Consider the following 23,310-nt stretch of genomic DNA (forward strand, 5'->3'; position numbering starts at 1 on the left):
GTTGGGTGCCGGCTGCTTTTTCGTAGTCATGGGCGTGTTCACCTTGAGCGGCCGAGGGACTGCGGCGGTGTATGCGCGGTCGCCTTGGGCTGGTTGGGGTTGGACAGCGATGGGTGGCGGCTTCGTCTTGGACGGAGGACCCAAACTCCTCGGCTTCTCTTCCGGAGCGACGGCGGCTCTTTCCGCCGTGGCTATGGGGCTGATCGTGCTTGGTGCGGTGCTTCAGGTCCGGCGCGGAGCGTTCGCTAAGGCTCGTCGTGCCGACAACGGCGACTGAGTGGCGCCGCTACTCCCTATCTAGGACAACCGTCAAATGGGCCACGGGTGTCTGACATCAACGGCCGACACCAACAGCGGCGAACGAATGCAGACCGAGGCGGACCCTACCGACCACTTCCACGCCGCAAGACTGCCGACTTCCAGTGTCGAGAGCCCACGATGATCGACCTGATAAGGAAGCGGACGAAGTGCAAAGCGCTCCGGGTGAAGTCCGGATCAGTCTTCGGCGTCGTGGAAGTACACCGTGAGGCTCGGCCAAGGGCCGTCCGCAGTGATCTCCGTATGCATGACGAGATCCTGAACCTCAACCGAGCCGAGGCTTTCGATGGAGTCTGCGACTCGGCGTAGAAGCGCGGGCACGTCATCCTGCCCGGTTCCCGCCGGGTTGGACTGGGAGAAGTGTTTGATCGTCCACGATTCCATACGCTCATGGTCGCGCAAGAGCTGGCCGTCATGCTGTCCCGAGCGGACGGCCTCGGGGTTCGGTACAGCAGCGAAGTGCAGCGACCTGCGCACCCACGACCGACCACCACCAGACCTAAGCAGTCGGCTGACACGCCTGACAGACCTCAGTGACCTCCCCGCCCATAGTTCGGGACGAAGGGGTCACCGTGCCACAGCAGTGCCAGATGCAGGGGCGGCTGGCGGGTGATCCGAACGCGAGGCCCCAGATGTGGCAGGGAGCCCGCGAGGGCCTCAGTCTCCGAGGCCGTCCCTCGGCAGGCGCCGGGCCACCTCGGTGCGGGCCGCGGCGAGTTCCGTGGCGATGCGCTCGGTCCGGCGGGCCTGCGGCACCACTGCCGCCGCCACGGGCTCCCCGACGAGCAGGCAGGCGCGCCGCAGATGGGTCGGCGGATGGGTGGCGTCGACCTGGTGCCCGCGCCGGGCTCCGGCGCGCCGCTGCCGTTCATACTTGTGCTCCGGGACGGATGCCGCGTACGCGGTGAGCAGCCCCCACAGCTCGTCGGCCTGGGCCGTGGCCTCCCGGCTGGATGTTGCCCCGCCGAGGGCGGCACGGTTGGCCTCGCTGCGCAGCAGGACGCCGAGCGCCTCGGTGATGAGCAACCGGTCCATGAGGCCCACCGCCGCCTGCGTGGAAGCGGTGCGGGCGGCCAGCCGGTCGGCGAGGTACTCGGCCCGCATCCCGGCCCGCGACGTCAGCCGGACGAGCAGCACCAGCACCCCCCGGACCAGCAGGCGTGGCACCACGTAGAGAGCATTGACAACCATCTCGATCACGGACGGGTGCGGAAGCGGCCCGAGGGTGTGGTGCCAGAGGGACAGGGTCCGCACCGCCGTGCCCACCGCCAGGCCGTTGCGGGTGTCGCCGTTGGCATAGGGGGCCAGCTCGTGGCCGAGCAGCGCGATCCGCTCCCCGGGTGTCAGGACCTCCCACAGCGGCATGCCCAGCACCAGCAGCCGCCGACCGCGCACACCGTACGTCATGACGCCGGCGTTGATGCTCCCGTCCACGGCGATCGCGTGCACGCTTCGGGTGCCGACCGCCCGCGCCACCTCATCCACCAGGGCGAACAGTTCGGGCGCGTCGGCCCGGAACAGCACGGGCCGGTCGTCGGCCAGGTGACGAACCCTCGGGGCGAGCACCCAGGCCAGCACCAGGAACACCAGACCCACCACCATGCCGGCGCCGCCCCACCCGCTCGACACCTGCAGCAACTGACCTGCCCTCGACATTGGCCGGCGCTCTCCGGGCAGTTGCCCGGGAGCGCGGTGTTGCATGGGCGGAGAGGGCAGGATCCGAACCCGCGTGGACTCCTTGCGAGAGTCCGACCTTGAGGCGGGCTCGCTGGTCCCCGATCAACCACTCCGGGCACCTCCCGTGCCGTGGGTTCCCGAGCAGATGGGTGAGACCGCCACACGATGAGCCTGTCTGCGCAGCCGAAGAGACTCGCGGCCCGCTGAGCACGACCGCACGAGGGTTCCGAACGGTTCACCGGCCGGGACCCTCGTGCAGCGTGGGACGGGGATAGGGGTGCGCTCGCCCGGGTTGTGTCAGCCTAGGCAGCCGTGGGGCCGCGCCGATGCGTCCCTGCAGTTTCGTAGGGGGTACGGGCCTTCTCTGCGTTTTCGGCCGGTTTGCACGCTGGCTGTTGCTCCTGCTGGGTCAGTTCCTGGAGTAGCGAGCTGTACGCCTCCGGATATCCTTGCAAGGGGGCCGCCCTGGTGGAGATCACCAACCTGCTCGAGCTGACCGGCTGGCCCCCGGCTGCGGATCATCGTCCGCCGCGAGGTCGTGCACCCCAAGTACTGGCCAGTCCGCTTTCGTAGGCGGCGATGACGAGTTGGGCCCGGTCCCTGGCCCCCAGCTTTGTCAGCAGACGGCTGACGTGGGTCTTGACCGTGCCAACGGTCAGATACAGCTCGGCTGCGATTTCGTTGTTGGACAGGCCACGTGCGATCAGACCCAGCACGTCACGCTCGCGGCCGGTCACACCATCCAGGGCGTGGGTGACCGGGCCTGTGTAGCCGGGGCGGCGGACGTAGGTCTCGATGAGCCTGCGGGTGACGCCGGGTGACAGCAACGACTCCCCGGTGGCGATCACCCGCACGGCGTCGATCAGGCGTGCGGGTGGAGTGTCCTTGAGGAGGAAGCCCGCGGCGCCTGCGCGGAGTGCCTCGAAGACGTACTCGTCCAGGTCGAAGGTGGTGAGCACCAGAACGTGGACGGGCACCGGAGACGGGCCGCCGAACAGCGCGCGGATGGCCTCGATGCCATTGAGCCCGGGCATCCGGATGTCCATCAGGGCTACATCGGGGCGCAGTTCGCGGATCACCTTGACCGCCTCGGTTCCGTCGGCCGCCTCGCCGACGACCTGGAGATCGTTTTCCGACTCGAGCAGCACACGGAACCCGGCACGCACCAGCGTCTCGTCGTCCACCACGACGACCCGCACCGTCATGCGCCCTCCAGATCGGCGCCCACGGGGAACTGGGCTGTTCGCTCGTCCACGGCGTACGGCAGCCGGGCGGCGACGCGAAAGCCGTGCGGCGAGAGCGGGCCCGCGTGAACCTCGCCGCCGTAGAGGGCGGCGCGTTCCTTCATGCCGGTCAGGCCGTGGCCCTCGGTGATCGGGGTGGACGTGCGGCCGACGCCGGCATCGACGACCGTGAGAGCGACCTCGCCCGGCGCGTAGGCGACCGTCGCCCGGGCGTGGCTGGTGCGGGCATGCTTGACGACGTTGGTCAGTGCTTCCTGCGCGATGCGGTAGGCGGCGCGGTCCAGACCTCGGGGCAGGGCGTGCGGGTGACCGCTGGTCGTCAAGTCGACCTGGACGCCGGCCCGTCGGGTCTGTTCGATGAGTGTGTTTAGGTCGTCGAGGCCGCCGGGCAGCCATTCGGCACCGTCGTCATCGCGCAGGACACCTAGCAGTGAACGCAGCTCTCCCAGGGCTTCCCTGCTCGTCGTCTCGATCGCGGAGAGGGATTTCGCGGCCTCGTCGGGTCGGCTGCCGATGACGTGGTGGCCGACGCTCGCCTGGACCGCGACGATGCTCAGGCTGTGCGCGACGACATCATGCAACTCCCGTGCGATGCGCATGCGTTCCTCGACGAGGAGGAGCTGTGCCCGCTCTTCGGCCTGCTCGACCAGGCCTCGGGTGTAGGCGCGGCCCTGTCTGGTGGACCATCCGATCGCCCAGGCGGCGGCCTCGACGATGAGGCTTTGGCTCATCCCCGGCCACCCCCAGTAGTCGTGCCCTGTTATGCCCTGCATGGGGATCATCAAGGCGAGTTGTGCGGCGCCTGCCACCACGCACGCGTACACCGCGACACGCGCGGGTCGGGCGACCGCCACCCCGTATACCAGCAAGGCCGTCGCCAGCACCCCCGTCAGGCTGAGCGCGCCGTCGGCGGCCATCACCACCGACCCCACCGCCAGTGCAGGCAGTGGCAGCAGCCGCCGGAGGGCGACGGCCACGCCCAACGAGCCCGTCAGCACGGTCTGCCATGCCGGCCAGCCCGTGCGATGCGTGCCAAGCGTCCACCACAAGACGTTCGACGCCATCACGACCATGGCCAAAAGCACATCCAGCGCGATCAGCTGATTCGGCGTCAGTTTCCTGGCACGGGACGCCGCGTCATGCCTCACCATCATGACTCGCATGCATCCGACCCTAGCCGGGAGGGCGATCATCCTCCTCTGTCCAGGGATAGAGATCAGCCGGTCATTCCGTGGTCAGATCCGCGGGGCGGGCACCCTCTGCCAGGGTCGGCCACATGGATCTCTCCCGGACGCCCGCCCGCCGATGGCTTTCCCCTGTGCCCTGGGGCTTCGCCCTGCTCGCCGCCGCGTCGTCCCTGACGTACGGCGGTGATCACGCGGTGAACGCCTGGGCATCGACCAACCTGGCCAATATGGGTGATCATCCTGTGGAGGCGCTCATCACCTCCGCCTTCCTGTTCGGCGCCGATCCCTGGGCCTGTCTGCGCAGCATCGCCTTCGTCGGGGCCATACTGGCGTTTCTCGTCATCCGGTTCGGCAACATGCGGGCGGTCGCGCTGATTGCGGCCGGCCAAGTCCTCGGCACACTGGTGAGCGAAGGGCTGCTGGCAGCACGGATCGCGGCGGGCCAAGCAGACCCGGCGCTGCGTGCGGCGCTGGACGTCGGCCCGTCCTACGTGATCGTCTCGGCCCTGGCCGCCGTGGCGGTAGCGGGGGCCCGGCGGTGGCACCGATGGACCGCGCTCGCCGCGCTCGCGGTGCGTGCACCGCACATCACGAGCGGCCTGACCACGCTGGGGGTCACTCCCGTTGGCCACGTGACAGCACTGTCCACCGGGATGCTGCTGGCATGGGGTCTGCGGTCATCCGACGCCAACCGCTACCTGCACCGACTGACGGCACGCGCAGCGCCGCTTCAGACCGAGGAGCGTACCAATGGTCGGGCATTGTCAACTTGAGCTGGGGGCCTTGGTGCTGGGATGATCGCCGGGTCTGTTGAGCACCGCGGAGGGCTGGCTGTGGGGACCGGAGCGGCGGCGTCGTAGAAGGGATTCAGGTTCCCGGCGGACATCACCGCCCATGCGGTGTGGCTGTATGAGGTGGAGGAGCTGCTGCTCGCGCGCGGGGTCATCGACTCCCACGAAGGGGTCCGGCAGTGGTGCGGGAAGTTCGGCCCCCGGTACGCGGCCGCCCTGCGCCGCCGTCGTCCGCAGGCCCGCGACAAGTGGCACCTTGACGAGGTGTTCATCAAGATCAACAGGGTGCGGCAGTACCTGTGGAACGCGGTGGACCAGGCGGGGTACTTACTGGACATTCTGGTCCAGTCCAGGTCGGACGCGAAGGCCGCGAAGCGGTTCATGGCCCAGCTCATGAAGAAGCCGCGCCGGGTGCCCAGGGTGCTGGTCACGGACAAGATGCGCTCCTGCCCCGTGGCGCATCGCGAGCTCATGCGCTCGGCCGAGCACGTGCCCACAAGGGCCTCAACAACAGGGCCGAGAACAGCCACCAGACGGCGAGGCAGCGTGAACGCGCCATGAAGGGCTTCCGCACGGCCCGATCAGCCCAGAAGTTCCTGTCCGTCTTCAGTGAGATCTCACCGCACCTCCGACCTCGTCACATGCTCACCGCCGCTGAGTACCGCACCGAGAGGCACCACCGCTTCGAGACCTGGAACGCGATCACCGGCACCACGGGCATGCCCACCACGGCCTGAGCCACAGGCGGAAACCGCATCTGCCACACCCCGACACACCCTCAACCAGCCACCAGACCAACAACTTGACGACCCCTCGTCGACGGTGGCGGTAACAACAACGACAGCGAGACCTTCTACGCCGCTACCCCCAGGGGGATCGAGCGCCTGGGCGGTACCCCGTCCACCCGGCCCAGGGCGGCGGGGGCGGCGCAACGTATGAAGCCATGACCAACTGGCCGGCCTCCTGCGCATCACGGCCCTGCTCTTCACCCTCGCCGAACGCCGCGCGACGTCCCGTCAACTCTCCACCTTGCACACGCCCTGGCTCCCCTGACGGCATCCCGCAAGGTGAGCCCCGCTCAACGCCCTCCTTGGGGGCTCAGGGGGACCGTCGACCACTTCTCAGCGATGGTGCATACCGTCCGACGACAGCCGGACCCATGCGAACTGCGTGAAGGGTAAAGCCCCACCCCCTGCGGTCCAGGAGGCTTCGCATTGCCAAGGAGCCGTGGACTCTGCGCTAACCTCGATCGTTCATGAGGGAGCGTCAGCTTGCTGACGGAGCCTTTGTGGTGAGTGTTGGTGGGGGTTTTCGGAGTGTGGGCAGGCTGATGGCCCGGTTGTCGCGTCGGGTGTGCGCCGGGTTCCACGGCTCCGGTCGGAGTGATGCTGCTCGCAGGGATGGGAAGGTACTGGTCAGCCGGGGTTCGGGAGGGCGTGGAGCCGGTCCAGGGCATCGGTGATCACGTCGGTCCAGGGCCAGTGCCTGGCCAGGCGGAGGATGCGGCGGCGGCCGGTGGTGATGAGCTGGGCGGCGGTGGAGAACAGCCGAAGCCGCAGGCGGCGGGGCTCCCACAGGCGGGCTTTGCCGGTCAGGGCGAGCAGGGGCATCCAGGCGAGCAGGTCCAGGGCGATCTGGATGATCTCCAGCCAGATCTGGTTCTGCGCGGCGTCGTGGAGGGGAAGGTTGAGCAGGCCGGTGGCGCGGGCGGCGCGGATGCGGTCCTCGGCACGGGCACGCTGGCGGTGGCGCAGTTCAAGGGTGGCGATCGCCTCGCCCGCCGTGTTGGTGGCAAAGCAGGTAAGGCGCATGCCGTCGGCGTCGGTGAAGCGCAGTTGGGCACCGGGGTGCGGCCGTTCCTTGCGCACAATCAGCCGCAGCCCGTTGGGCCAGCCGGTCAGGCAGTCGCCGGCGAGTTCGGCGACCCAGGCGCCGTCGCGGATGTCGCCGTCGGGTTCCACGGCCGGTGTCCAGGCCGAGGCCGGGACCTTCAGGACGGCCTGGTGGACGGCGTCGGTGATGGTCATGCCGACCGAGTACGACAGCCACCTTCCGCGCTGGGCGAGCCAGGCGACGAACTCGTGGGTGCCGCCGCCGGAGTCGGTACGGATCAGCGTCTGCCGGCCGCGTCGGAGCCGTTTGGGCAGCTGGGCCAGGGCCAGCCTGGTCGCCTCGATGTGGTCGGTGGCGGTGTTGGAGCCCGCGTTGCCGGGCCGCAGCAGGCCCACGACCGGCTCACCGGACCCGCCGCAGCCGTGGTCGACGAATCCCATCAGCGGGTGGTGCCCGAACGGCTTCTTCCAGGTCGCGGCTGCGTCCTGCTTCTCGGAGTGGGCCAGGACGAGGACCCCGTCGATGTCCACGATCACCTGCCCGTCCGCGTCCGGCGCCGCTTCCCCGGCCAACCGCCAGACGTGTTCGCGTACTTCGGCACGGGCGGTGCGCAGCGCGGCCAGGACCCGCTGTCCGCCCGACGCCAGCGTGCTGATCAGCCGGGAGACCGTGGGGTCGGAGGCCACCGGCCCGAACACGGCCGGCTCGGCCCGCAACGTGCCCACATCGGCCAGGCAGTCCCCGCCGAGTGCCACCGCGAGCGCCACGTCCAGCAGGATCTTGCCCGGATCATGCACCGCCCGCGGCTTGCGCCACGGCGCCAATGCCGCCGATATCGCCTGATCCAGACCGGACTTGCGGACCGTCTCGACCAGCAGCACGGCCCCGGCCCGCGAGACGACCCCGCGACCGCCGCCCTCGACGCGGACACGCGGGTAGGACCCGATACGCTTCTTCACCTGGAGAGTGCTTCTTTCACGCGACGACCTGGACCCTAGACAAGTCTCATCGTTGCACCCATGAGGGCGGGGGCTGTCAAGGCGCACGATGCCCCGGCCCGGTGCGAGCTGCGGGGCCCGTGCCGGGTTGGCCACGGCTGTGGACTGGCGTGTTGGGCCGTGGTCCCCCGGGCGCTGGTCGTGCGGAGGGGACTCGCACGCACCCATTCGATCCCGGCCGGCCGGGCCGGATCATGACCTTGCTTCGGGGGCCGGGCTGACATTCAGGTCAACGAGCGCGGCGTGGCCGGCTCATGCAGCGATGCGAGCTCGCCCGGGGCTTGTCGTCCCGTCCTTCAGGGGTGGTCGTCATGCCGTGGTGCACGGCTCCTTCGGCTGCTGCGCGGCGTCGAGGTCGCGCAGCATGTAGTAGGCGTGGGTGAGGAGCTTGCGGGCGACCGCGACGGTGGTGATCTTCCGGCCGCGGCGGTGGGCGATCTGCTCGAAACACGCGGCGTAGGGCGGGATGCGCTTGGCGGTCTGCGCGGCCTGGTTCATGATCCGGCGCAGCCACGGGTCGCCCTGCTTGGAGATGTGCCCGTAGCGCACGGTGCGGTCCGAGCCGCGGAGCGTGGGCGTGAGCCCGGCCCACGAGGCGAGCTTGCGGGCCGAGGGGAACCGGCGGATGTCGCCGATCTCCGCCACGATGACCATGGCGGTGAGCGGGCCGATGCCGGGCAGCGCGGTTAGCGCCTTGACCCGCGGATCCGCCTTCGCCGCCTGGGCGAGCGCGGCATCCAGCCGGTCGATGACCACCTGCAGTGCGTCGATGACCTCCAGCCGGTCGGCGACCGCGCCGCGGGCGGTGTCCGCCAGCGGCAGCTGTGCCAGCCAGGCGCGGCCCGTGCCACTCCAGCAGTTCCGGGCGCTGCCCATGCGCTCACAGCCGTAGTCGGCGAGGACCGCGTGGATGCGGTTGCGCAGCAAGGTCCGCAGCCGCACGAGCTGGGCGCGGTGGCGCAGCACGGCCCGCTGCTCGCGTATTGCTGCGGGAGCGATCCATGCCTCGGGCAGAAGATCCGTGCGCAGCAGATGGGCCAGGGTGGCCGCGTCGACCTTGTCGTTCTTCAGCCGGGCCGAGGCGATCGCCTTGCACTGCAACGGGCCATGTGTGGCTCGAAGCCGTAGTCCTGGAGCAGCTCGATCAGCCAGCCCCAGCCGAGCGCCGCCTCGAACGCCACCGGCGTGCCCACCGGCAGATCGCCGATCACGCCCAGCACCGTCTCGCGTCCGTTGACGACGTTGCGGTTCACCGCCGTCCGGCCGCCCTCGTCCATCACGGCGATCTGCGACCGGCGGCGATGCACATCGATCCCTACGTAAGCCTGCATCGTGGGCCGCCCGACCCCGACTCGGCTCCCCCACCAATAGGGTGCTCCGAACGCACCCGGCGGGGAAGCCCCCGCCCTCATAGGGTCAGGTCAGGAGCACTCTCCGCGTTTCTGATCAACCACTGGACGCCCTGCCGCGTGAAAGCGCGAGGCTAGCGTCAAGGGTCACCAAGTGCCGCTCGCGGGTGCGGATCCAGAAGGCGAGGAGGGCGATGAGGGTGAGGGTCCCTGTCCAGGTGAGGCTTGCGGCTACGGCCCGGAGTGGGGTCGTGGTGGCGAGTCCAGCGGCGAGGCAGGTCTGTGTGGAGCCGTACATGGGCAGGAGGGGGCCCAGGAACCCATGCGGGTCGGGGTTGACCAGGGGGCTTTGTGGCAGCAGGTCGAGGTTGCTGGTGACGAAGATGACGACCATGCCCTCGAGTTCGCCGGGAAGGAAGAGCGCGAGGACGAGTCCGAGTGTTCCGTAGACCAGGCTCGCGGTGAACAGTCCGAGCCACAGGAACCCCAGGTGGCGGGGCGACCATACGGCCAGCGTCCATACGGTGGTGTACAGGGCGACGAGTGCGGCGGCTGAGAGCAGCGAGGTCGCCTTGGCCAGTAGGAGCGGGGTGCGCGGGTAGCCGGCGGCGGTGAGCCGGCGGTCGAAGGGGCCGGACTGACGGGCGGCGCTGAAGGTGAGGAAGGCCATCAGGAGCATGACGATGCCGAGGCAACCATGGATCATACCCACCTGGTCCGTTGAGGCCGTGAGTGTCCGACCGGTCGCGCGGAGCCGGAAGGTCAGCGAGGCGGGCGCGAAGATTTGCGGTGCGGCGAGGATCCACAGCGGGAGGAGGACGGCCAGCAGGAGGGCGGCGAGTGTGTTCTTGGCGAGTTCGGCCAGGTTGTAGCGGGCCGCGATGCGGTAGGCCCTCACCGGCTGGCTCCCTTGGTCCTGACGGCCGCTTTGTGACTGAGTTGGATGACGGCGTCCAGACGGTCGATGTCGTAGGCGAGGTGGGAGATGACGACGGTGGTGCGCCCGGCCGCACGGCGGGCGGCGGCGAGGTCCCAGAAGGCCAGGTAGGTCTGCCAGTCGAAGCCTTGATAGGGCTCGTCCAGCAGCACCACGTCGGGTTCGTGCATGAGGGCGAGGACGAGGCTGAGCTTCTGCCGTGTGCCGCCGCTGAGGACTCTGACGGGACGGTGGAGATGGCCGGCGAAGGCGAGCCGGTCGATCAGCGCGTGGGCAGGTTCGAGGTTGGGGAGGCGGAAGGCTTCCTGGAACAGGCGAAGGTGCTGGAACGGTGTGAGGGCGTTGTTGAGAACGGGGTGTTGGGGGCAATGGCTGAGCGTGCCGTCGACCGTGACGGTGCCCTTGTCCGGGCGTAGGTCACCGCACAGGATGCGCAGGAGGGTGGTCTTGCCGGCGCCGTTCTCCCCGACGACGCCGACGGTCTCACCGGAACGGATGGTGAGGTCGACGTCGGCCAGTACGACGTGTTTGCCGAATGCCTTGTGAATGCCCCGCGCGCTGAGTGCGGTGCGGGTGGCCGTGGGTGGGGAGACGGTCACGAGTTCCCTTCTTCGCTGTACGTCCGCGCGTCCGCGCCGCCGGGTGAGCGGGTCTGTGCGGGCCTGTTCACCTGCTTGCTGCGGGAGGTACGTGGCTGCGGCGTCATGACCAGGGGCGGTGCCTCCAGCAGCGTGTTGACGCGAGGGACCGCGGGGCGCGAGGAGGCGGTTTGCCCGTGCAGGGTCCAGCTCTGGAGGACCCGGGCGAGGACGACGACGATCTCGGTGAGTGCGAAGGCCTCTCCGAGGCACTTGCGGGATCCGTTGCCGAACGGGATGTACGCCTCGCGGGGGCCGGGGTCTTCGGTTGCCCACCGGTCGGGGTCGAACCGCTCGGGGTCGGGGAAGAGACGTGGTTGGCGGTGTAGCTGGTACGGGCTGACGAGCAGGTTGGTGCCGGGCGGCAGGATCTGCCCGGCCAGTTCGACGGGAGTGGAGACGCTGCGAGGGATGAGCCAGCCGTGCGGATACAGCCGCAGTGTCTCCAGGACGACCTGCCGGGTGAGTTCCAGGCGTTGTAGCGCCGCAATGTCCGGTGGTTCGTCTCCCAGGACGGAGTCGATCTCGTGCCGGACACGACGGGCGATGTCCGGGTGGCGGTCGAGCAGGTGCAGGGCCCACACCATGGCGCTGGCGCGACCCGCTGCTGTCGCTGCGGTGAACATGGTGATGACGTTGTCGCGCACCTCGCGGTCGCTCATCGGCTCCCCGGCGTCGTCGCGTGCCGTCATAAGCATGGAGAGGATGTCCGGGTGGTCCTCGCCGGAGCGGCGGTAGGCGAGGATCACTGCGTCGATGATCTGCTCGTACCTGGCCAGCGTCCGGTGGAAGCGGCGGGTGCGGTGGGGGAACAGCCACCGCACTCCGAGCGCGGAGGTGAGCACCTCGTGGTGGATCCCGCCGATGATCTCCCCGATGCAGGCCTGGGTCTCGTCGCGGTAGTGCTCCGTGATCTCCGCGGCAAACATCGTGCGCACGCCGATCATCGCGGCCACGGCTGTCATCTCGCGCATCACGTCGCACGGAACGCCGGATCGCCAGGCCCCGGTCACCGCGTCCGCCGTCTCGACCATGGCGGGGATGTAATCGGCGACGCGGGTGCGCTGGAACGGTGGCTGGAGCAGCCGTCGTGTCCGCTTGTGCTCGGCGTTCGGGCACGTGAAGAGGCCGTCGCCGAGGAGCGTGCGTGTCTGGGTGTATCCCAGGCCCCCTTTGGGGAACGTGTGGGAGTCCCGCAGCACCTGGTCGGCCAGCTCCGGATGGCAGACCACATAGACGGGCTGCCGTCCGAGTCGGAGGCGTACGAGATCTCCCTGGGACGGCAGGGAGCAGAGGAAGGACAGCGGTGTTCTCCAGATGCGCAGTGCATGCCCCAGTCCCGGCAACGCGCCCGGAGCGTGCGCGAATCGGAAGTCGGATCGTGTGCTGCTCATGGGGGAATGGGCTCCTTGCGCACGGGCTGGGGGCGGCAGCGGCCGCTGTCCGGAAACGTGTCTAACCAATGCGGAGCCGGACCGGCTCTGTTTGGTGGGCTTCTCCGCCGTCCGAGTGGGTCTTTGAGCCGTTCGACTGAAGTGCGCCCGGCACTGTTGACGGGGGAAGAACCCGACGGAGTGAACCGGGAGCAGCCCGCATTGCGGTGAGCCCCGACAGCACACCACGATCATGGCGCGGGCACCGACCGTATCGGCCTGGGCCCTGACCAAGGCGCCGGCCCGCGGACGCTGTAAGGAGAGCATCTTGACCGACGCCACCGTGGTGGAGGAACGCCCGCTCGCGGCCAGCGAGACGGCCTTCGCCTCGTTCGGTACGCCGATCCACTTCAGCCAGCGGCTGCACGGCCGGCTCGACCTCGACGCTCTGGCCTCCGCAGTGGAGGACCTGCTCGTCCTGCACCCCGTACTGTCCGCACGGATCGTGGCCGCGGACCCGGGCCACCTGCTGCGGCTGGACCCGTCGGCGCCGGGCCCGCGTCTGCAGGTGACCGACGGCATCGACCAGGTCGGAGCGCCCTACGCGCCGGACACACCATTGTTCAGGGCCGTGGTGACCGAGGAGACGGAGGACCGCTATCGGTTGGCCCTGTCGGTTCACCATGCCATTAGTGACGGTGTCAGCGCGCTGATGCTGCTGCACACCCTGTGGCGCAGCTACAGCGCCCGCGTCACCGGCCGTACACCTGTGCTGCCGCCCCCTACCGTCGGGTTGCCCCGCCCCGTCGAGGAACACTTCCGCGCCCGGTTTTCCGCTGAGGAGCTGAGCGTCTTCCTGAGGGACCGCTCGGCGAAGATGCGGGATCTCGTCCCCGCGTGCATCCCCGCCCTCGCGGCCGGAGCCGGCACGGGAGCGCAAGCCGGCGTCCACCGGCGGCAGGTGCGGCTGTCTGCCGGGTCCGTCGATCAACTGACGCGAGTGGCCAAGGCGGCACGCACGAGTTGGCATGCGCTGGCCTGCGGCATCGCCCTGCGGGCGGTCCACTCGCAGACACCTTGCCCGGACGAAACCGCCCCCATGACATGCTTGTCCACTCTGGATCTCCGGCGGCGGCTCAGGCCCCCCATGTCTCCGCACGAGATGGTGCTGGCCGCCACCGCCTCGCACGCCGTGGTCGAGGTGGGGCCCGAATGCCATCCGGCCGACATCGGACGCCGTGTGCTGGAGCAACTGCGCGAAGCTGTCCTGGACAACACGGTGCAGAAGGCCATCGCCGCGACCGGCGAGCTGATGGACGAAGTGGCGCACGCTCCGATCAGTGTCCTGGTCAGCAACCTGATGACGAAGACCCCGCCGCTCCAGCTTCCCCCGGGCTTGAGGTCCGGCCCCATCGACGGGTGTGCCCTTCCCCCTGGCCCCCTGCCCTCGGTCTTTCTCACCGGCAGTCAGGACGACACGGCGGGTCTCGACATCACCCTGGTCATGTCCGCGGACTGGTTCACCGCGCGGCAGGCCGCCGACCTGGCCGACGCCATCGAGGAGGCTGTCCACCGCGCGCTGTGCGAGTAGGCGCGGTGGACAGCGGCGCAATCCCTGCTAGGAAACCTGTCGGCGGTACAGCCGCAGGTCGAGGTTGCGGGGTTCGATGATGCTGCGCCCGATGAGGGTGACCGGGCGGGACGTGGCGGGGGTGAGCTTCCAGTCGGCCAGGACGGACGCCAGGGACAGCATGACGTTCATGACGGTGAAGTCGTGTCCGATGCACTTACGGGACCCGGTCCCGAAAGGCACCAGCGCCATCGCCCGCTCGGCGTTGGCCCAGTTGCGTCCGTCGCTACTCCAGCGCCCGGGGTCGAACCGGTCGGGCTCGGGGAAGAGATCGGGCCGATGGTGAATGATGTACGGGCTGATCAGGATGTCGGCACCGTCCGGCACGCGGTGGCGGCCCAAGGACGTGTCGGTGACGGCGGTCCTGCTGAACAGCCAGGCGGAGGGCCTGATCCGGAAGGCCTCGGTCACCACGGCCATCAGGGTCGGTAGCTGTGGAAGGTGCTCGTGCCGGGCGGGCCCGCCGCCGCAGACCTTGTGTGCCTCGGCCGCCACGGCCGCGTCGAGGCCGTCGTCCAACGAGAGGTAGTGCAAGGTCCAGGCGAGCATGGCGGCGGTCGTACTGATTCCGGCGATGAACATGGTCATCACCTGCTCGCGTACTTCCGTGTCCGACAGCGCGGTTCCGTCGCCGTCCTCGGCCAGGAACATGGACAGTAGGTCGCCCTGGTCGCCACCGGCGCGGCGGTAGGCGGCGACGGTGGCGTCGATGTGCGCGTACAAGGAGTCCCGGGCCTGTGCGTAGCGCCGGTTGGCCGGCAACGGCAGGCGGGCGATGCCGGGCGCGACCATGCGCAGGAACGCGCCGCTGACCAGGACGTCCACGTCACCCAGCGTGCGGCGGACCGTGTCGGCGTCCGCACCGGCGTCGGCGAACCACGACGCCAGCATCGTCGAGACGGTGATCCTCATGGCGAGTTCCTGCATCAGCCGGCGCACGTCCAGGACCTGTCCCTCGCGCCACTCCCGGGTGACAGCCGTGATCTCGCGGCCTGCGAGCTCTGCGTACCCCGGGAGCTTGCTCGGGTGGAAGGCGGGCTGGGTAAATCGGCGCAGCCGAGTGTGCTTGGCATTGGGACAGGTCGCCAGGCCGTCTCCGAAGAACACGGAAATGTTGTCGAAGAAGGGGCCACCCTTGTCGAAGTCGCGGTGGCGGCTCACGAGGATCTCGCGGACCAGTTCGGGGCTGCAGACCACGTAGGTGGGGCGGGGGCCGAGCCGGATCTCCACCAGATCGCCATAGGACGGCAGACGGGTCAGAAACCGGGTCGGGTCGACGAGCAACTGCCGCAAGTGGCCCACGCCGGGCAGGGCACCGGGTGCGCGCGGGGCGGAAACGTGGGAGGCCGGGAGGCTTGTCGTCGTCATCGCTCAGCTCCCCGCGCTCACGAGCAGACCGGCCGCCCAGCCGGGCATGACACGGTGCTCGTCATGACGTGTGGTGATCCGCTCCCATTCGTAGTCACCACAGATCCAGTCATGAATGATGTCCGCATATCCCCGCAGCGCCGCACGCTGACTCTCGTCGACGGCTCGTACCAGTCGTGACAAAGCCCTCTCCTCCAACTCCACGAGCTCGTCGACCTTTTCCTGAGCGAGCCGGGACGCCTCGGCCAGCGCCTCCTGCCGCGTGCCGCCGCGGCTGCGCTGAATGAGGTGGATCGCGTTGTGCCCCCCGGTGATGTCCTCGTGCCGGAGCGACATGGAGTCGTTCCGCAACGCGACCACGTCGGCGCCCAGTTGCCTCATGCGCTGCAGCACAGGGTGATGCCACAGCTCCGGCGGCACCTCAGTGCCACCCCACTTCTCGCCCAGGTCGTTCTGACCGAAGGCGCACGTCGTGGAGGCCCGCAGTAAGAAGTAGTCCGCCAGGTCGCGGTGGGCGAATCCCGTCCTGCGGTCGATCGCCTCCGTCACCTGGGAGGAGAAGTACGCCGTCCAGTTGAACGCCACACGCGTGCGTAGCGGCAGGGACATCCCACGCACCATCCGGCTCCACAGATCGGCGAAGGCACGCACCGTCGGCGTATCGTGCGACTCCGGTCCGGACACTCCGTGCACGATGCCGATCAGGGCACTGCAGACAGTGGCCACCCTGCCGGGATCACGGCCGATCTCACCGTCCAGCTGGTCGTCGAACGGCAGGAAGTACCAGCCCATCATCTGCGCCGCCGTACAGCACTCCTCGGCACTGGCATGGGGGTAGAAGAAGGCGGCCACTTCGGCCAGTCGCCAGTCAACGAAGTCCTCCTCGGCCTGCTCGCCGTCCAGCAGGCCGAATCTCCGCATCCAGGCAAGCGCGCTCTCGCGTGCCTGATCCACATGCGGGTTGATCCGCAAGGGCCACGGGGTGGTGAACACCGCTCCGGTTCGCGTCACGCTCGGTTGCTCCTTCGATGGGACTCCCGAGGATGGTGCGTGAGCAAGATTGAGCACAGCAATGCTGCCCCGGAGGGTCCACTCCCATGGGCGAGCGCGTACGGGAGGCACCATGCGCCCCACAGTGATCTTACGTCCGAATTCCCCCAACTTCCCTTTCGTGACCAGGCAGTTCGCTACCAATCCGGACTTGCGGCAATGTGTGGGGCGTGGCCTTCGGCCCGGCCCCGCAACCTGGGTGCGGGATCTCGCAGCCGTTACTTCTGCGAAGATCACGCCAGTTCGAGAGAAGAGGAGAACACGCCATGACACAGGCAGCGGAACCGGATGCGGAGCGGGCACTGCCCGAGCGGCTCGTCGCCCTGCTGACCGGTCATCTTGATGTCGAGGTGGTGCCGGAGCAGTTGACCGCCGCGACGACGTTCGAAAGCCTCGGGATGGACTCGCTGTCGTTGATGGAACTGGTCGTGGCGGCGGAGCAGGAGTACGGGATCGTCCTTGTCGAGGGCGAGCTGGACCTGTTCCCGGCCTCCACGCTCGCAGACGCCGCCCAGGCGTTCGAGCATGCCGCCTGAGATCGCGGTCACCGGGCTGGGCCTGGTGACCCCGGCCGGACATACGGCGGACGCGAATTGGGAGGCCCTGTGCCAGGGCCGCTCACTGGCCGCCTCCGACCCCGAACTCACCGGACTGCCCGTCGACTTCTCCTGTCAGGTGACCGGATTCGACGCCGCGGCCGAACTCGGCCCGTCACTCGCCCGGCGCGTGGACCCGTTCATCCAGTTCGCCCTGGCCGCCGCACGGCGCGCCGTCGCCGACGCCGCGCTGGACACCGGCACATGGCCGGCGCAGCGGGTCGGAGTCGTGCTGGGTGTCGGGTCCAACAGCCTTGGCACGTACGTCACCGAGTTCTGCCACCTCGGCGCGGACCAGCCCCAGCGGGTCTCGCCGCTCGCGCTGCCGCGCAGTGTGCCGAGCATGGCCGCGGGCGAGGTCGCCATCGACCTGGGCGCCCGGGGGCCGAACTTCACCACGTCCAGCGCCTGTGCCTCGGGCGCGACCGCGATCGGGGTCGCCCGGGACCTGCTGCGGTCCGGGACATGTGACATCGTGCTGGCCGGCGGCAGCGAGTCCGCGCGCTCCCGTATGACGGCCACCTGCTTCACACGGATGCGGGCACTGTCACGGCGACGCGAACACCCACAGCTGGCCAGCCGGCCGTTCGACGCGGCACGGGACGGCTTCGTCCTCGGGGAGGGCGCCGCCGTCCTCGTCCTGGAACGCCTCTCCCACGCCACCTCCCGCGGGGCACCGGTCCAGGCCGTGCTGCGCGGTTACGGCGCCGGAGCGGACGCCCACCATCCGGTGGCCCCGCACCCGGAGGGGAACGGAGCGGAACGAGTCATCCGCGCCGCACTGCAGGACGCGGCATGCGCTCCGGCAGACGTGGGTCTCGTCCACGCGCACGGCACCTCCACACCGCTGAACGACGCGGCCGAAGCCGCAGCTCTCACCCGGGTCTTCGGAGCGGACACACCCCCCGTGACAGCCGCCAAGGGCGTGATCGGCCACGCCCTCGGGGCAGCGGGTGCGATCCAGGCGGCATACACGGTCCTCTCCCTGCACCGGCGGACAGTGCCGCCGGTGGCGAACTTCGAGGGCCAGGACGGAGACCACAAGCTGGACATCGTCGCCGACCAACCACGCCCGATGGCCGGGAACACGGGCCTCAGCTGCTCGTTCGGCTTCGGCGGCCAGAACGCCGTCCTGTTGTTCACGACCGACTGACGAGAATGGCTGCTTGGAGGCCGCGTCGACAGTATTCGTTCTCCGGCTCGATCACCCGCAGCTTCACACACCGCGCCAGCAGCACCGGGTCCCGGAAGGCGCTGAACTTCAGCAGCTGCGCCGCCGCCCCGCTCACCCCCACGCCTTGGCCGCCTTCCCCGCCAGCACAATCGTCGCCGCCGGCCAGCCGCACCGTCACTGTTGTTGATCCAACTGGCGTTGCGGACGCAGGGATCGGCGAGGGCACGGCGATGATATCGGTCAAGACGATCTCCTTGCAGCCGAGGATGACACCGCAGCGACGGGGCTCGCGGGACGGTTGCGGGCAGGAAGCTCCCCTGCCCACGGAATGATGGGTGTGCCTCGTCGGCGATCACCGGAGTGCGGACTGCTCTCCGTCGCTCCGTCGGTGAAGTGGCGACACCCGGGTTGAAGGGTCTCTGGGGTCAACCGCGCAGGCACGCGCCCATCCGAACGACTCAAAGAACCTACCCGGACGGTGAGGCTTTCCAACGGGCAGAGTCACTCCGCCCGCGGATTGGCTAGACACATTCCCGGACGGTGGTGCGGCCGCCCCAGACAGATACGCAAGGAGCCCAACCTCCATGAGAAGGACGCGACCCGACTTCCGATTCGCCCACGCTCGGGGTGCGTTGCCGGTCCTGGGGCACGCGGTACGCGCCTGGAGAGCACCGCTGTCCTTCCTCCACTCACTCTCGGAGCAGGGGGATCTCGTACACGTCCGGCTGGGCCGGAAGTCCGTCTACCTGGCCTGCCATCCGGAATTGGCCGATCAGGTGCTCCGGGACCCCCACAGGTTCGACACCGGCGGGCCGGGCAAGGACGAGCTACGGGAGCTCTTCGGTGACGGAATCCTCACCTGCCCGAACGCCGTGCACAAGCGGGTACGACGCCTGGTCCAGCCATCGTTGCAGCAGGCGCGCATTGCGCGGTTCATCACCACGATGGTCGCCACGGCAGACGCGATGACCGATGCCTGGCGATCCGGGGTTCCCCTCGACGTAACACGGGAGATGACGGACATGGCGGCTATGACCGGCGTCCACGCCATGTTCGCCGCGGAGTTCACGGAGCACTTCCGCGACGAGGTCCACACCTGCCTGAGGGCGATCAACAAAGCGGTCTACTACGAGGTGTTGACCACCACGCTCGGAGTGCAGTGGCTGTTCCGTCACCGCACCCTCCAGTTCCACCGAACGCTGGCCAGGTACAAGCAGGTCGTCGACGAAGTGATCAGCCTGTACCGCCACTCCGGCAAGGATCACGCGGACATCCTGTCCGTGCTGCTGGCGGCACAGGACGAAACTGACGAGCCTATGAGCGACCACGAGGTGCGTGAGAACGTCATCAACATGTTCACCGCGGCAACAGCAGCGGGCCCCGCCAGCACCATGGTGTGGGCGCTGCACCTGCTGGACCTCCACCCGGACATCGCTCGTCGTGTCCAGCACGAGATCGACTCAGTCCTCGGGGACGATCCGCCGGACGAGTCAACCGTGCGACGCCTGGAACTCACCCGGCAGGTCGTTCTGGAGACGCTACGGCTGTACCCCCATGCCTGGCTGATCACCCGCTGCGTCGCCAAGCCCGTCGAGCTGGCCGGGCAGATCCTGCCACCCGGCACCAGCGTGGTCGTGAGCCCTTACCAACTGCACCGTCAGCCACGCCTGTTCCCCGACCCCGAGCGATTCGATCCTGACCGCTGGGCGCACGGCACCCCCGGCCCGCACGGAGCGTACATCCCGTTCAGCAACGGCTCCCGCCAGTGCCCTGGAAAGCACTTCGCACTCACCGAGGTCGTCGTCGTCCTCGCCCGGGTTCTGCAGAACTGGACCCTCCACGGAGAAGCCGTATCCTCGAGCCCCGCAGCCCCCAGGGTGGACATCATGCTGGAGGCCCCGCCACTGGTGATGACGCCGCAGCTGCGCACCTCCCGCACGGCCTTCGCGCCCTACCGCTGGAGCCCTAACTTCGCGGCGTTCCGCGGGCCTGTACGCCCATCGGGTCTTCCAAGATTTCCGTAGCCGTTGATTGCCGAGCTCGGTGGAGTGTCAGTTGAGCAGGATGCGGTGGCGGAGGAGTCGGTAGCCGGCCCGGCCGTAGGTCTGACGCTTGAGGAGTTTGATCTCGTGGTTGACGCCCTCGGTGCGCCCGTTGTGGAAGGGCAGGGTGAGGCCGGCGTCGGCGGCGGCGCGGTCGCGTTCCAGGCCGGTGGCGTAGCCATGGAGGAAGGGCGGGTCGGCGGTGCGGACGCGGGCGATCCAGTCGGTCAGGGCCCTGGCGTTGTCCTCGCGCCAGGTGAGCAGGGCGGCGAAGCCGGTCACGGCGGTGGCGAGTTCGGTCATCTGGGGGCAGGCGTCGACGAGTTGGTTGCGGAGTGTCTGTTGGCCTTCGCGCAGGTGGGTGGGGTCGGTGAGGAGGTAGCGGGCGGCCCGGCGTGGGGAGAGGGCGGAGTGGTCGGCCTCGACGCGGCCCTGGGTGATGTAGCGGACCAGGAGGTTGGCGCTGCCGGTGTAGCCCTGTTCGCGGATCTCGTGCAGGAGGTGGGTGACGGGCACCGCGGGGTCCTCCGCGCGGCGTCGTCGCAGGTGGTCAAGGGTGGGCAGGTAGTTCGGGGCGCGGACCATGCGCTCGGGCTCGGCGTGGCGGGCGTAGCGTTTGACGGTGTTCAGGGCCAGGTCCAGGCAGCGGGCGCATTCCAGCAGGCCGGCGCCGGCGTCCAGGAGCTGGTGGATCTGCTGCCAGCGCTCGCGGGTGCTGGCAGCACGCCTGTCATCGGCGCCATCGCCGACCCCCTCTCCAAGGGCATCCACTCAACACACGCGACCTCGTGTCGCACCTTCACCTGGAAAGTGCCTCCGGCGGTGGCGGGAACAAGGACCTCAACAATCCTCATTCTCGCTGGTCAGAGGCACTTTCTGCTTTCTTGATCACCAGCCGGACAGGTCGCCTCGTGAAAGCGCGAGGCTAAACAGCCTCAAGAACAGCCGCACCGACGGACGTCCCCAGCTGGTCGACCTCGGCATTCCCCTCTTCACCGACCACGCACCGTCACCTGCGCCGGGACTACCAGAACACGAGCCTCAAGGCTGATTCCTTCTGCACCAACGCGGCCGTCGGCCCCGCACCAGGCGGGGCCGCTCTCTCACCACTTCACGCGGGTGAAGTGGGCTGCTGTTGTGCAACGAGCAGGCGACATTGCCTGGCCTGCTCCTTCACTCCGCCATCCTCGCCGGGCTCTACCCGATACAAACAGGCCTGAGGCGTGCGCGTCACGGAGTCCACCAGCAGACCGCCCGTGAAGAGGGCGCCGACGCCGTCCTCGACCGCCCAGCCAGCCGGAAGCGCGCGGTTTGCCACGGCTGCCTGATAGGACGATCGTCGGCCGGGCTCACTGTCGTAGTGCGGGCAGACCGAGCCGGACAGCAGGCCCAGCCCGTCCGAGAGGTGGGTCAGCGGTCCGAAAGAGTCTGTATGCGATCCCTCGGCCCAGCAGTTGGCACCGGCACTGATGCCGCACAGCAAAGTGCCGCGGTCGAAGGCCTCGCGAAGTAGCCGATCCACGCCGTGCGCGCGCCAGACCGCCAGCATGTTCGCGGTGTTGCCCCCTCCTGCATAGACGACGTCCTGCGAGAGCAGGAACGTGCGCAGGGCGTCGTCATCCAGCTCCCGCCGAAAGAGATGCAAGACGCTGGGCTCGCAGGAACGTGACTGGTACGCCCCGAAGAACTGCTCTATGTAGGCGGGGGAGTCACCACTGGCTGTCGGAATGAAGCACACCTTGGGGCGAGGAACGGACACCTGATCGATTACCCAGTCATCCAGCAGACCGTCGTCGTCGGTGGAGAAGCCGCCACCGAGGAGAGCCAAACGACGTTCCGGAACGACAGCCACGAGGGTGCCTCCTCAGATCAGGATTCAGACGCGCACGATGCCCTGAACCGTGCCAAGCCATCGGCTACGCCCTCGGGGAACATCGGTACATCCGTTGGCGCTGAGATCGATCATGGGGCCTAGCTGCGGATATCCGTGTTCGGGTGAGGCTGGGCCTGGAGGCGTTCGCGGAGGTCGATCTCCTCGGGGGTGAGCGGGTCCCCGGGCCGGCGGATGCGGACGGGCTTGGGCCGCAGCGGCAGGCCGTCGTCCGCTGCAGCGGCCTCGGCTTCCGCGAGGGCCCGGTAGAGCGAGGCGACCGACGGGTTCTTGCCCGCGTTCTTCCCGGTCTTGATGACCAGCTTCTTCGCGATCTCGGGCACGGGGACGCCCTTGTCCTTGAGCGCGATGGCGAAGGTGAGCATGTCGTCGTCGATGACCTTGGGCCGTCCGCCGTGGTTGCCCTTGGACGCGGCGATGACCTGGCCTTCGAGGGTCTTCTCCCGGATGTAGTTGCGCTCGATCTGCCCGGCCACGGCGAGGACGGCGAAGAACATCGCCCCCATGCCATTGGGGTCGTAGATCCCGGTGAGCGGGCCGGTGAGGAGTTCGAGCTGGATGCCACCGGCCTGCAGCTCGGCGGAGAGCGCCATCAGCTCGGCCGCGTTGCGCGCGAGCCGCTTGAGCTCGTGGACGGTGAAGATGACCGGCGTCTCCGGGGCGGCCTCCTTGAACTGCCGGGCCAGCGCGAGCGCCGCCTCCAGCTCGGGCCGCACCTTGATGCGGGTGCTGATCTGCTCCTTGAAGACCTTGTGGCACTCCGCCCGGTGGAGGGCTTCGAGCTGGCTCGCCAGCTCCTGCCGCGCGGTTGACGTCCTCGCGTACCCGATCCGCACCGGCCGCTCGGTGCGGGTCGCGGGCACGATCGCGAGCGCCGGGCCCTGCTTCCACGAGCGGCCGGGGGCGCGGTCGGCGGGGACAGGGATCTCCAGTTCCTCGCGAAGCGCGGGGACGAGGACGAAGCGGGGGGTGTGGTACTTCGCGGCGGTCTTCCCGCCCCGGGTGCGGCAGGCGCTGCCGGCGGGCGCGTCACAGTTCGGGCAGTCGTGACGTTCTACCGCCAATGCCGCCTGATCTGGCGTGAGATCCATGGCGGCAGTCTCTCAGAAAGGCCTCGCACAACATGTGGGTTTCGAGAGGGCTTTTGCGAACGGCAACCTGCGGAAACGTGATCGCTCCGGGGGGTCTCGCAGAACTCTCACAGATGGTCGTTT

At 68.8% G+C, this 23,310-nt stretch carries 20 protein-coding genes and 2 pseudogenes; 6 read left to right on the forward strand and 16 right to left on the reverse strand.

Features of this window, described 5'->3' with window-relative positions; genetic code table 11:
• Positions 1-495: 495 nt before the first annotated feature.
• The 4 genes from LMU33_RS36495 to LMU33_RS36510 form a co-directional block, all read right to left on the reverse strand.
• Positions 496-702, reverse strand: coding sequence for a hypothetical protein (locus tag LMU33_RS36495; protein ID WP_228625561.1), 207 nt, complete (start codon positions 700-702; stop codon positions 496-498).
• 273 nt (positions 703-975) lie between these two features.
• Complete coding sequence (locus LMU33_RS36500) at positions 976-1,974, reverse strand: M48 family metallopeptidase (RefSeq protein ID WP_228625563.1); 999 nt, start codon at positions 1,972-1,974, stop codon at positions 976-978.
• A gap of 539 nt (positions 1,975-2,513) precedes the next feature.
• A complete protein-coding gene (locus LMU33_RS36505) occupies positions 2,514-3,200 on the reverse strand; it encodes a response regulator (protein WP_228625565.1) in 687 nt (228 codons plus the stop codon).
• Positions 3,197-4,402 (reverse strand): sensor histidine kinase, encoded by a 1,206-nt coding sequence (locus LMU33_RS36510; protein WP_228625567.1) that lies wholly within the window; start codon positions 4,400-4,402, stop codon positions 3,197-3,199. Before LMU33_RS36510 ends, LMU33_RS36505 begins: the two co-directional genes overlap by 4 nt.
• A gap of 113 nt (positions 4,403-4,515) precedes the next feature.
• On the opposite strand from LMU33_RS36510, the gene LMU33_RS36515 reads away from it, so the two are divergent.
• Together LMU33_RS36515 and LMU33_RS36520 are read left to right on the forward strand one after the other, a co-directional pair.
• Positions 4,516-5,199, forward strand: coding sequence for a rhomboid-like protein (locus LMU33_RS36515; RefSeq protein WP_228625570.1), 684 nt, complete (start codon positions 4,516-4,518; stop codon positions 5,197-5,199).
• Positions 5,200-5,310: 111 nt separating this feature from the next.
• A pseudogene (locus LMU33_RS36520) lies at positions 5,311-5,954 on the forward strand (IS6 family transposase).
• Between the two features lie 678 nt (positions 5,955-6,632).
• Here LMU33_RS36520 and LMU33_RS36525 read toward each other — a convergent pair.
• The 6 genes from LMU33_RS36525 to LMU33_RS36550 all read right to left on the reverse strand — a co-directional run bounded on the left by LMU33_RS36525 (position 6,633) and on the right by LMU33_RS36550 (position 12,366).
• On the reverse strand, positions 6,633-8,009 hold the full coding sequence (locus LMU33_RS36525; protein WP_228625572.1) for an IS1380 family transposase: 1,377 nt from the start codon (positions 8,007-8,009) through the stop codon (positions 6,633-6,635).
• A gap of 348 nt (positions 8,010-8,357) precedes the next feature.
• Entirely contained in the window at positions 8,358-9,149 is a 792-nt protein-coding gene (locus LMU33_RS36530) for an IS110 family RNA-guided transposase (RefSeq protein WP_228625574.1), read from the reverse strand.
• Positions 9,116-9,379 carry a hypothetical protein gene (locus LMU33_RS36535; protein ID WP_228625575.1) on the reverse strand — a complete coding sequence of 88 codons (264 nt, stop codon included), beginning with the start codon at positions 9,377-9,379 and terminating at the stop codon, positions 9,116-9,118. Before LMU33_RS36535 ends, LMU33_RS36530 begins: the two co-directional genes overlap by 34 nt.
• A gap of 115 nt (positions 9,380-9,494) precedes the next feature.
• The gene (locus LMU33_RS36540; protein WP_071384599.1) at positions 9,495-10,295 is read right to left on the reverse strand and encodes a hypothetical protein; all 801 of its coding nucleotides are present in this window, start codon (positions 10,293-10,295) and stop codon (positions 9,495-9,497) included.
• The gene (locus LMU33_RS36545; RefSeq protein WP_071384598.1) at positions 10,292-10,933 is read right to left on the reverse strand and encodes an ATP-binding cassette domain-containing protein; all 642 of its coding nucleotides are present in this window, start codon (positions 10,931-10,933) and stop codon (positions 10,292-10,294) included. Before LMU33_RS36545 ends, LMU33_RS36540 begins: the two co-directional genes overlap by 4 nt.
• Positions 10,930-12,366 carry a cytochrome P450 gene (locus tag LMU33_RS36550; RefSeq protein WP_071384597.1) on the reverse strand — a complete coding sequence of 479 codons (1,437 nt, stop codon included), beginning with the start codon at positions 12,364-12,366 and terminating at the stop codon, positions 10,930-10,932. Before LMU33_RS36550 ends, LMU33_RS36545 begins: the two co-directional genes overlap by 4 nt.
• A gap of 307 nt (positions 12,367-12,673) precedes the next feature.
• Here LMU33_RS36550 and LMU33_RS36555 point away from each other — a divergent pair, with 307 nt between their 5' ends.
• Positions 12,674-13,936, forward strand: a complete 1,263-nt coding sequence (locus tag LMU33_RS36555; RefSeq protein ID WP_228625577.1) for a phthiocerol/phthiodiolone dimycocerosyl transferase family protein — start codon at positions 12,674-12,676, stop codon at positions 13,934-13,936.
• Positions 13,937-13,963: 27 nt separating this feature from the next.
• On the opposite strand, the gene LMU33_RS36560 is transcribed toward LMU33_RS36555, so the two are convergent.
• Together LMU33_RS36560 and LMU33_RS36565 are read right to left on the reverse strand one after the other, a co-directional pair.
• Positions 13,964-15,343, reverse strand: coding sequence for a cytochrome P450 (locus LMU33_RS36560; protein ID WP_228625579.1), 1,380 nt, complete (start codon positions 15,341-15,343; stop codon positions 13,964-13,966).
• Positions 15,344-15,346: 3 nt separating this feature from the next.
• A complete protein-coding gene (locus LMU33_RS36565) occupies positions 15,347-16,354 on the reverse strand; it encodes a terpene synthase family protein (RefSeq protein ID WP_228625581.1) in 1,008 nt (335 codons plus the stop codon).
• A gap of 305 nt (positions 16,355-16,659) precedes the next feature.
• On the opposite strand from LMU33_RS36565, the gene LMU33_RS36570 reads away from it, so the two are divergent.
• Together LMU33_RS36570 and LMU33_RS36575 are read left to right on the forward strand one after the other, a co-directional pair.
• Positions 16,660-16,929, forward strand: a complete 270-nt coding sequence (locus LMU33_RS36570; RefSeq protein WP_228625583.1) for an acyl carrier protein — start codon at positions 16,660-16,662, stop codon at positions 16,927-16,929.
• Positions 16,919-18,142: a beta-ketoacyl-[acyl-carrier-protein] synthase family protein gene (locus LMU33_RS36575; RefSeq protein WP_228625585.1), complete on the forward strand. Its 1,224-nt coding sequence runs from the start codon at positions 16,919-16,921 to the stop codon at positions 18,140-18,142. The genes LMU33_RS36570 and LMU33_RS36575 overlap by 11 nt, the downstream gene beginning before the upstream one ends.
• Here the strand turns inward: LMU33_RS36575 and LMU33_RS36580 are convergent.
• Positions 18,129-18,407, reverse strand: a complete 279-nt coding sequence (locus LMU33_RS36580) for a hypothetical protein (protein ID WP_228625587.1) — start codon at positions 18,405-18,407, stop codon at positions 18,129-18,131. The two genes, LMU33_RS36575 and LMU33_RS36580, sit on opposite strands and share 14 nt — an antisense overlap.
• A gap of 340 nt (positions 18,408-18,747) precedes the next feature.
• Between LMU33_RS36580 and LMU33_RS36585 the strand changes: the two genes are divergently transcribed.
• The gene (locus LMU33_RS36585; RefSeq protein WP_228625589.1) at positions 18,748-20,187 is read left to right on the forward strand and encodes a cytochrome P450; all 1,440 of its coding nucleotides are present in this window, start codon (positions 18,748-18,750) and stop codon (positions 20,185-20,187) included.
• A 27-nt stretch (positions 20,188-20,214) separates the two neighbouring features.
• On the opposite strand, the pseudogene LMU33_RS36590 reads toward LMU33_RS36585, so the two are convergent.
• From LMU33_RS36590 to LMU33_RS36600, 3 genes and pseudogenes are all read right to left on the reverse strand, one after another.
• Positions 20,215-20,916 (reverse strand): annotated as a pseudogene (locus tag LMU33_RS36590) (transposase); the annotation flags it as partial.
• A 400-nt stretch (positions 20,917-21,316) separates the two neighbouring features.
• Positions 21,317-22,057 carry a Type 1 glutamine amidotransferase-like domain-containing protein gene (locus LMU33_RS36595; protein WP_228625592.1) on the reverse strand — a complete coding sequence of 247 codons (741 nt, stop codon included), beginning with the start codon at positions 22,055-22,057 and terminating at the stop codon, positions 21,317-21,319.
• A 119-nt stretch (positions 22,058-22,176) separates the two neighbouring features.
• Positions 22,177-23,187, reverse strand: a complete 1,011-nt coding sequence (locus LMU33_RS36600; protein ID WP_228625594.1) for a recombinase family protein — start codon at positions 23,185-23,187, stop codon at positions 22,177-22,179.
• Positions 23,188-23,310 lie beyond the last annotated feature (123 nt).

The sequence above is a fragment of the Streptomyces barringtoniae genome (assembly GCF_020819595.1).
Lineage (GTDB): Bacteria > Actinomycetota > Actinomycetes > Streptomycetales > Streptomycetaceae > Streptomyces > Streptomyces barringtoniae.

What these genes read in the sequence shown, in the direction of transcription:
- LMU33_RS36560 (WP_228625579.1), bottom strand. Translation starts at nt 15,343, where the DNA reads ATGACGACGACAAGCCTCCCGGCCTCCCACGTTTCCGCCCCGCGCGCA.
- LMU33_RS36570 (WP_228625583.1), top strand. Translation starts at nt 16,660, where the DNA reads ATGACACAGGCAGCGGAACCGGATGCGGAGCGGGCACTGCCCGAGCGG.
- LMU33_RS36500 (WP_228625563.1), bottom strand. Translation starts at nt 1,974, where the DNA reads ATGTCGAGGGCAGGTCAGTTGCTGCAGGTGTCGAGCGGGTGGGGCGGC.
- LMU33_RS36550 (WP_071384597.1), bottom strand. Translation starts at nt 12,366, where the DNA reads ATGAGCAGCACACGATCCGACTTCCGATTCGCGCACGCTCCGGGCGCG.
- LMU33_RS36600 (WP_228625594.1), bottom strand. Translation starts at nt 23,187, where the DNA reads ATGGATCTCACGCCAGATCAGGCGGCATTGGCGGTAGAACGTCACGAC.
- LMU33_RS36495 (WP_228625561.1), bottom strand. Translation starts at nt 702, where the DNA reads ATGGAATCGTGGACGATCAAACACTTCTCCCAGTCCAACCCGGCGGGA.
- LMU33_RS36510 (WP_228625567.1), bottom strand. Translation starts at nt 4,402, where the DNA reads ATGCGAGTCATGATGGTGAGGCATGACGCGGCGTCCCGTGCCAGGAAA.
- LMU33_RS36515 (WP_228625570.1), top strand. Translation starts at nt 4,516, where the DNA reads ATGGATCTCTCCCGGACGCCCGCCCGCCGATGGCTTTCCCCTGTGCCC.
- LMU33_RS36505 (WP_228625565.1), bottom strand. Translation starts at nt 3,200, where the DNA reads ATGACGGTGCGGGTCGTCGTGGTGGACGACGAGACGCTGGTGCGTGCC.
- LMU33_RS36585 (WP_228625589.1), top strand. Translation starts at nt 18,748, where the DNA reads ATGAGAAGGACGCGACCCGACTTCCGATTCGCCCACGCTCGGGGTGCG.
- LMU33_RS36575 (WP_228625585.1), top strand. Translation starts at nt 16,919, where the DNA reads ATGCCGCCTGAGATCGCGGTCACCGGGCTGGGCCTGGTGACCCCGGCC.
- LMU33_RS36535 (WP_228625575.1), bottom strand. Translation starts at nt 9,379, where the DNA reads ATGCAGGCTTACGTAGGGATCGATGTGCATCGCCGCCGGTCGCAGATC.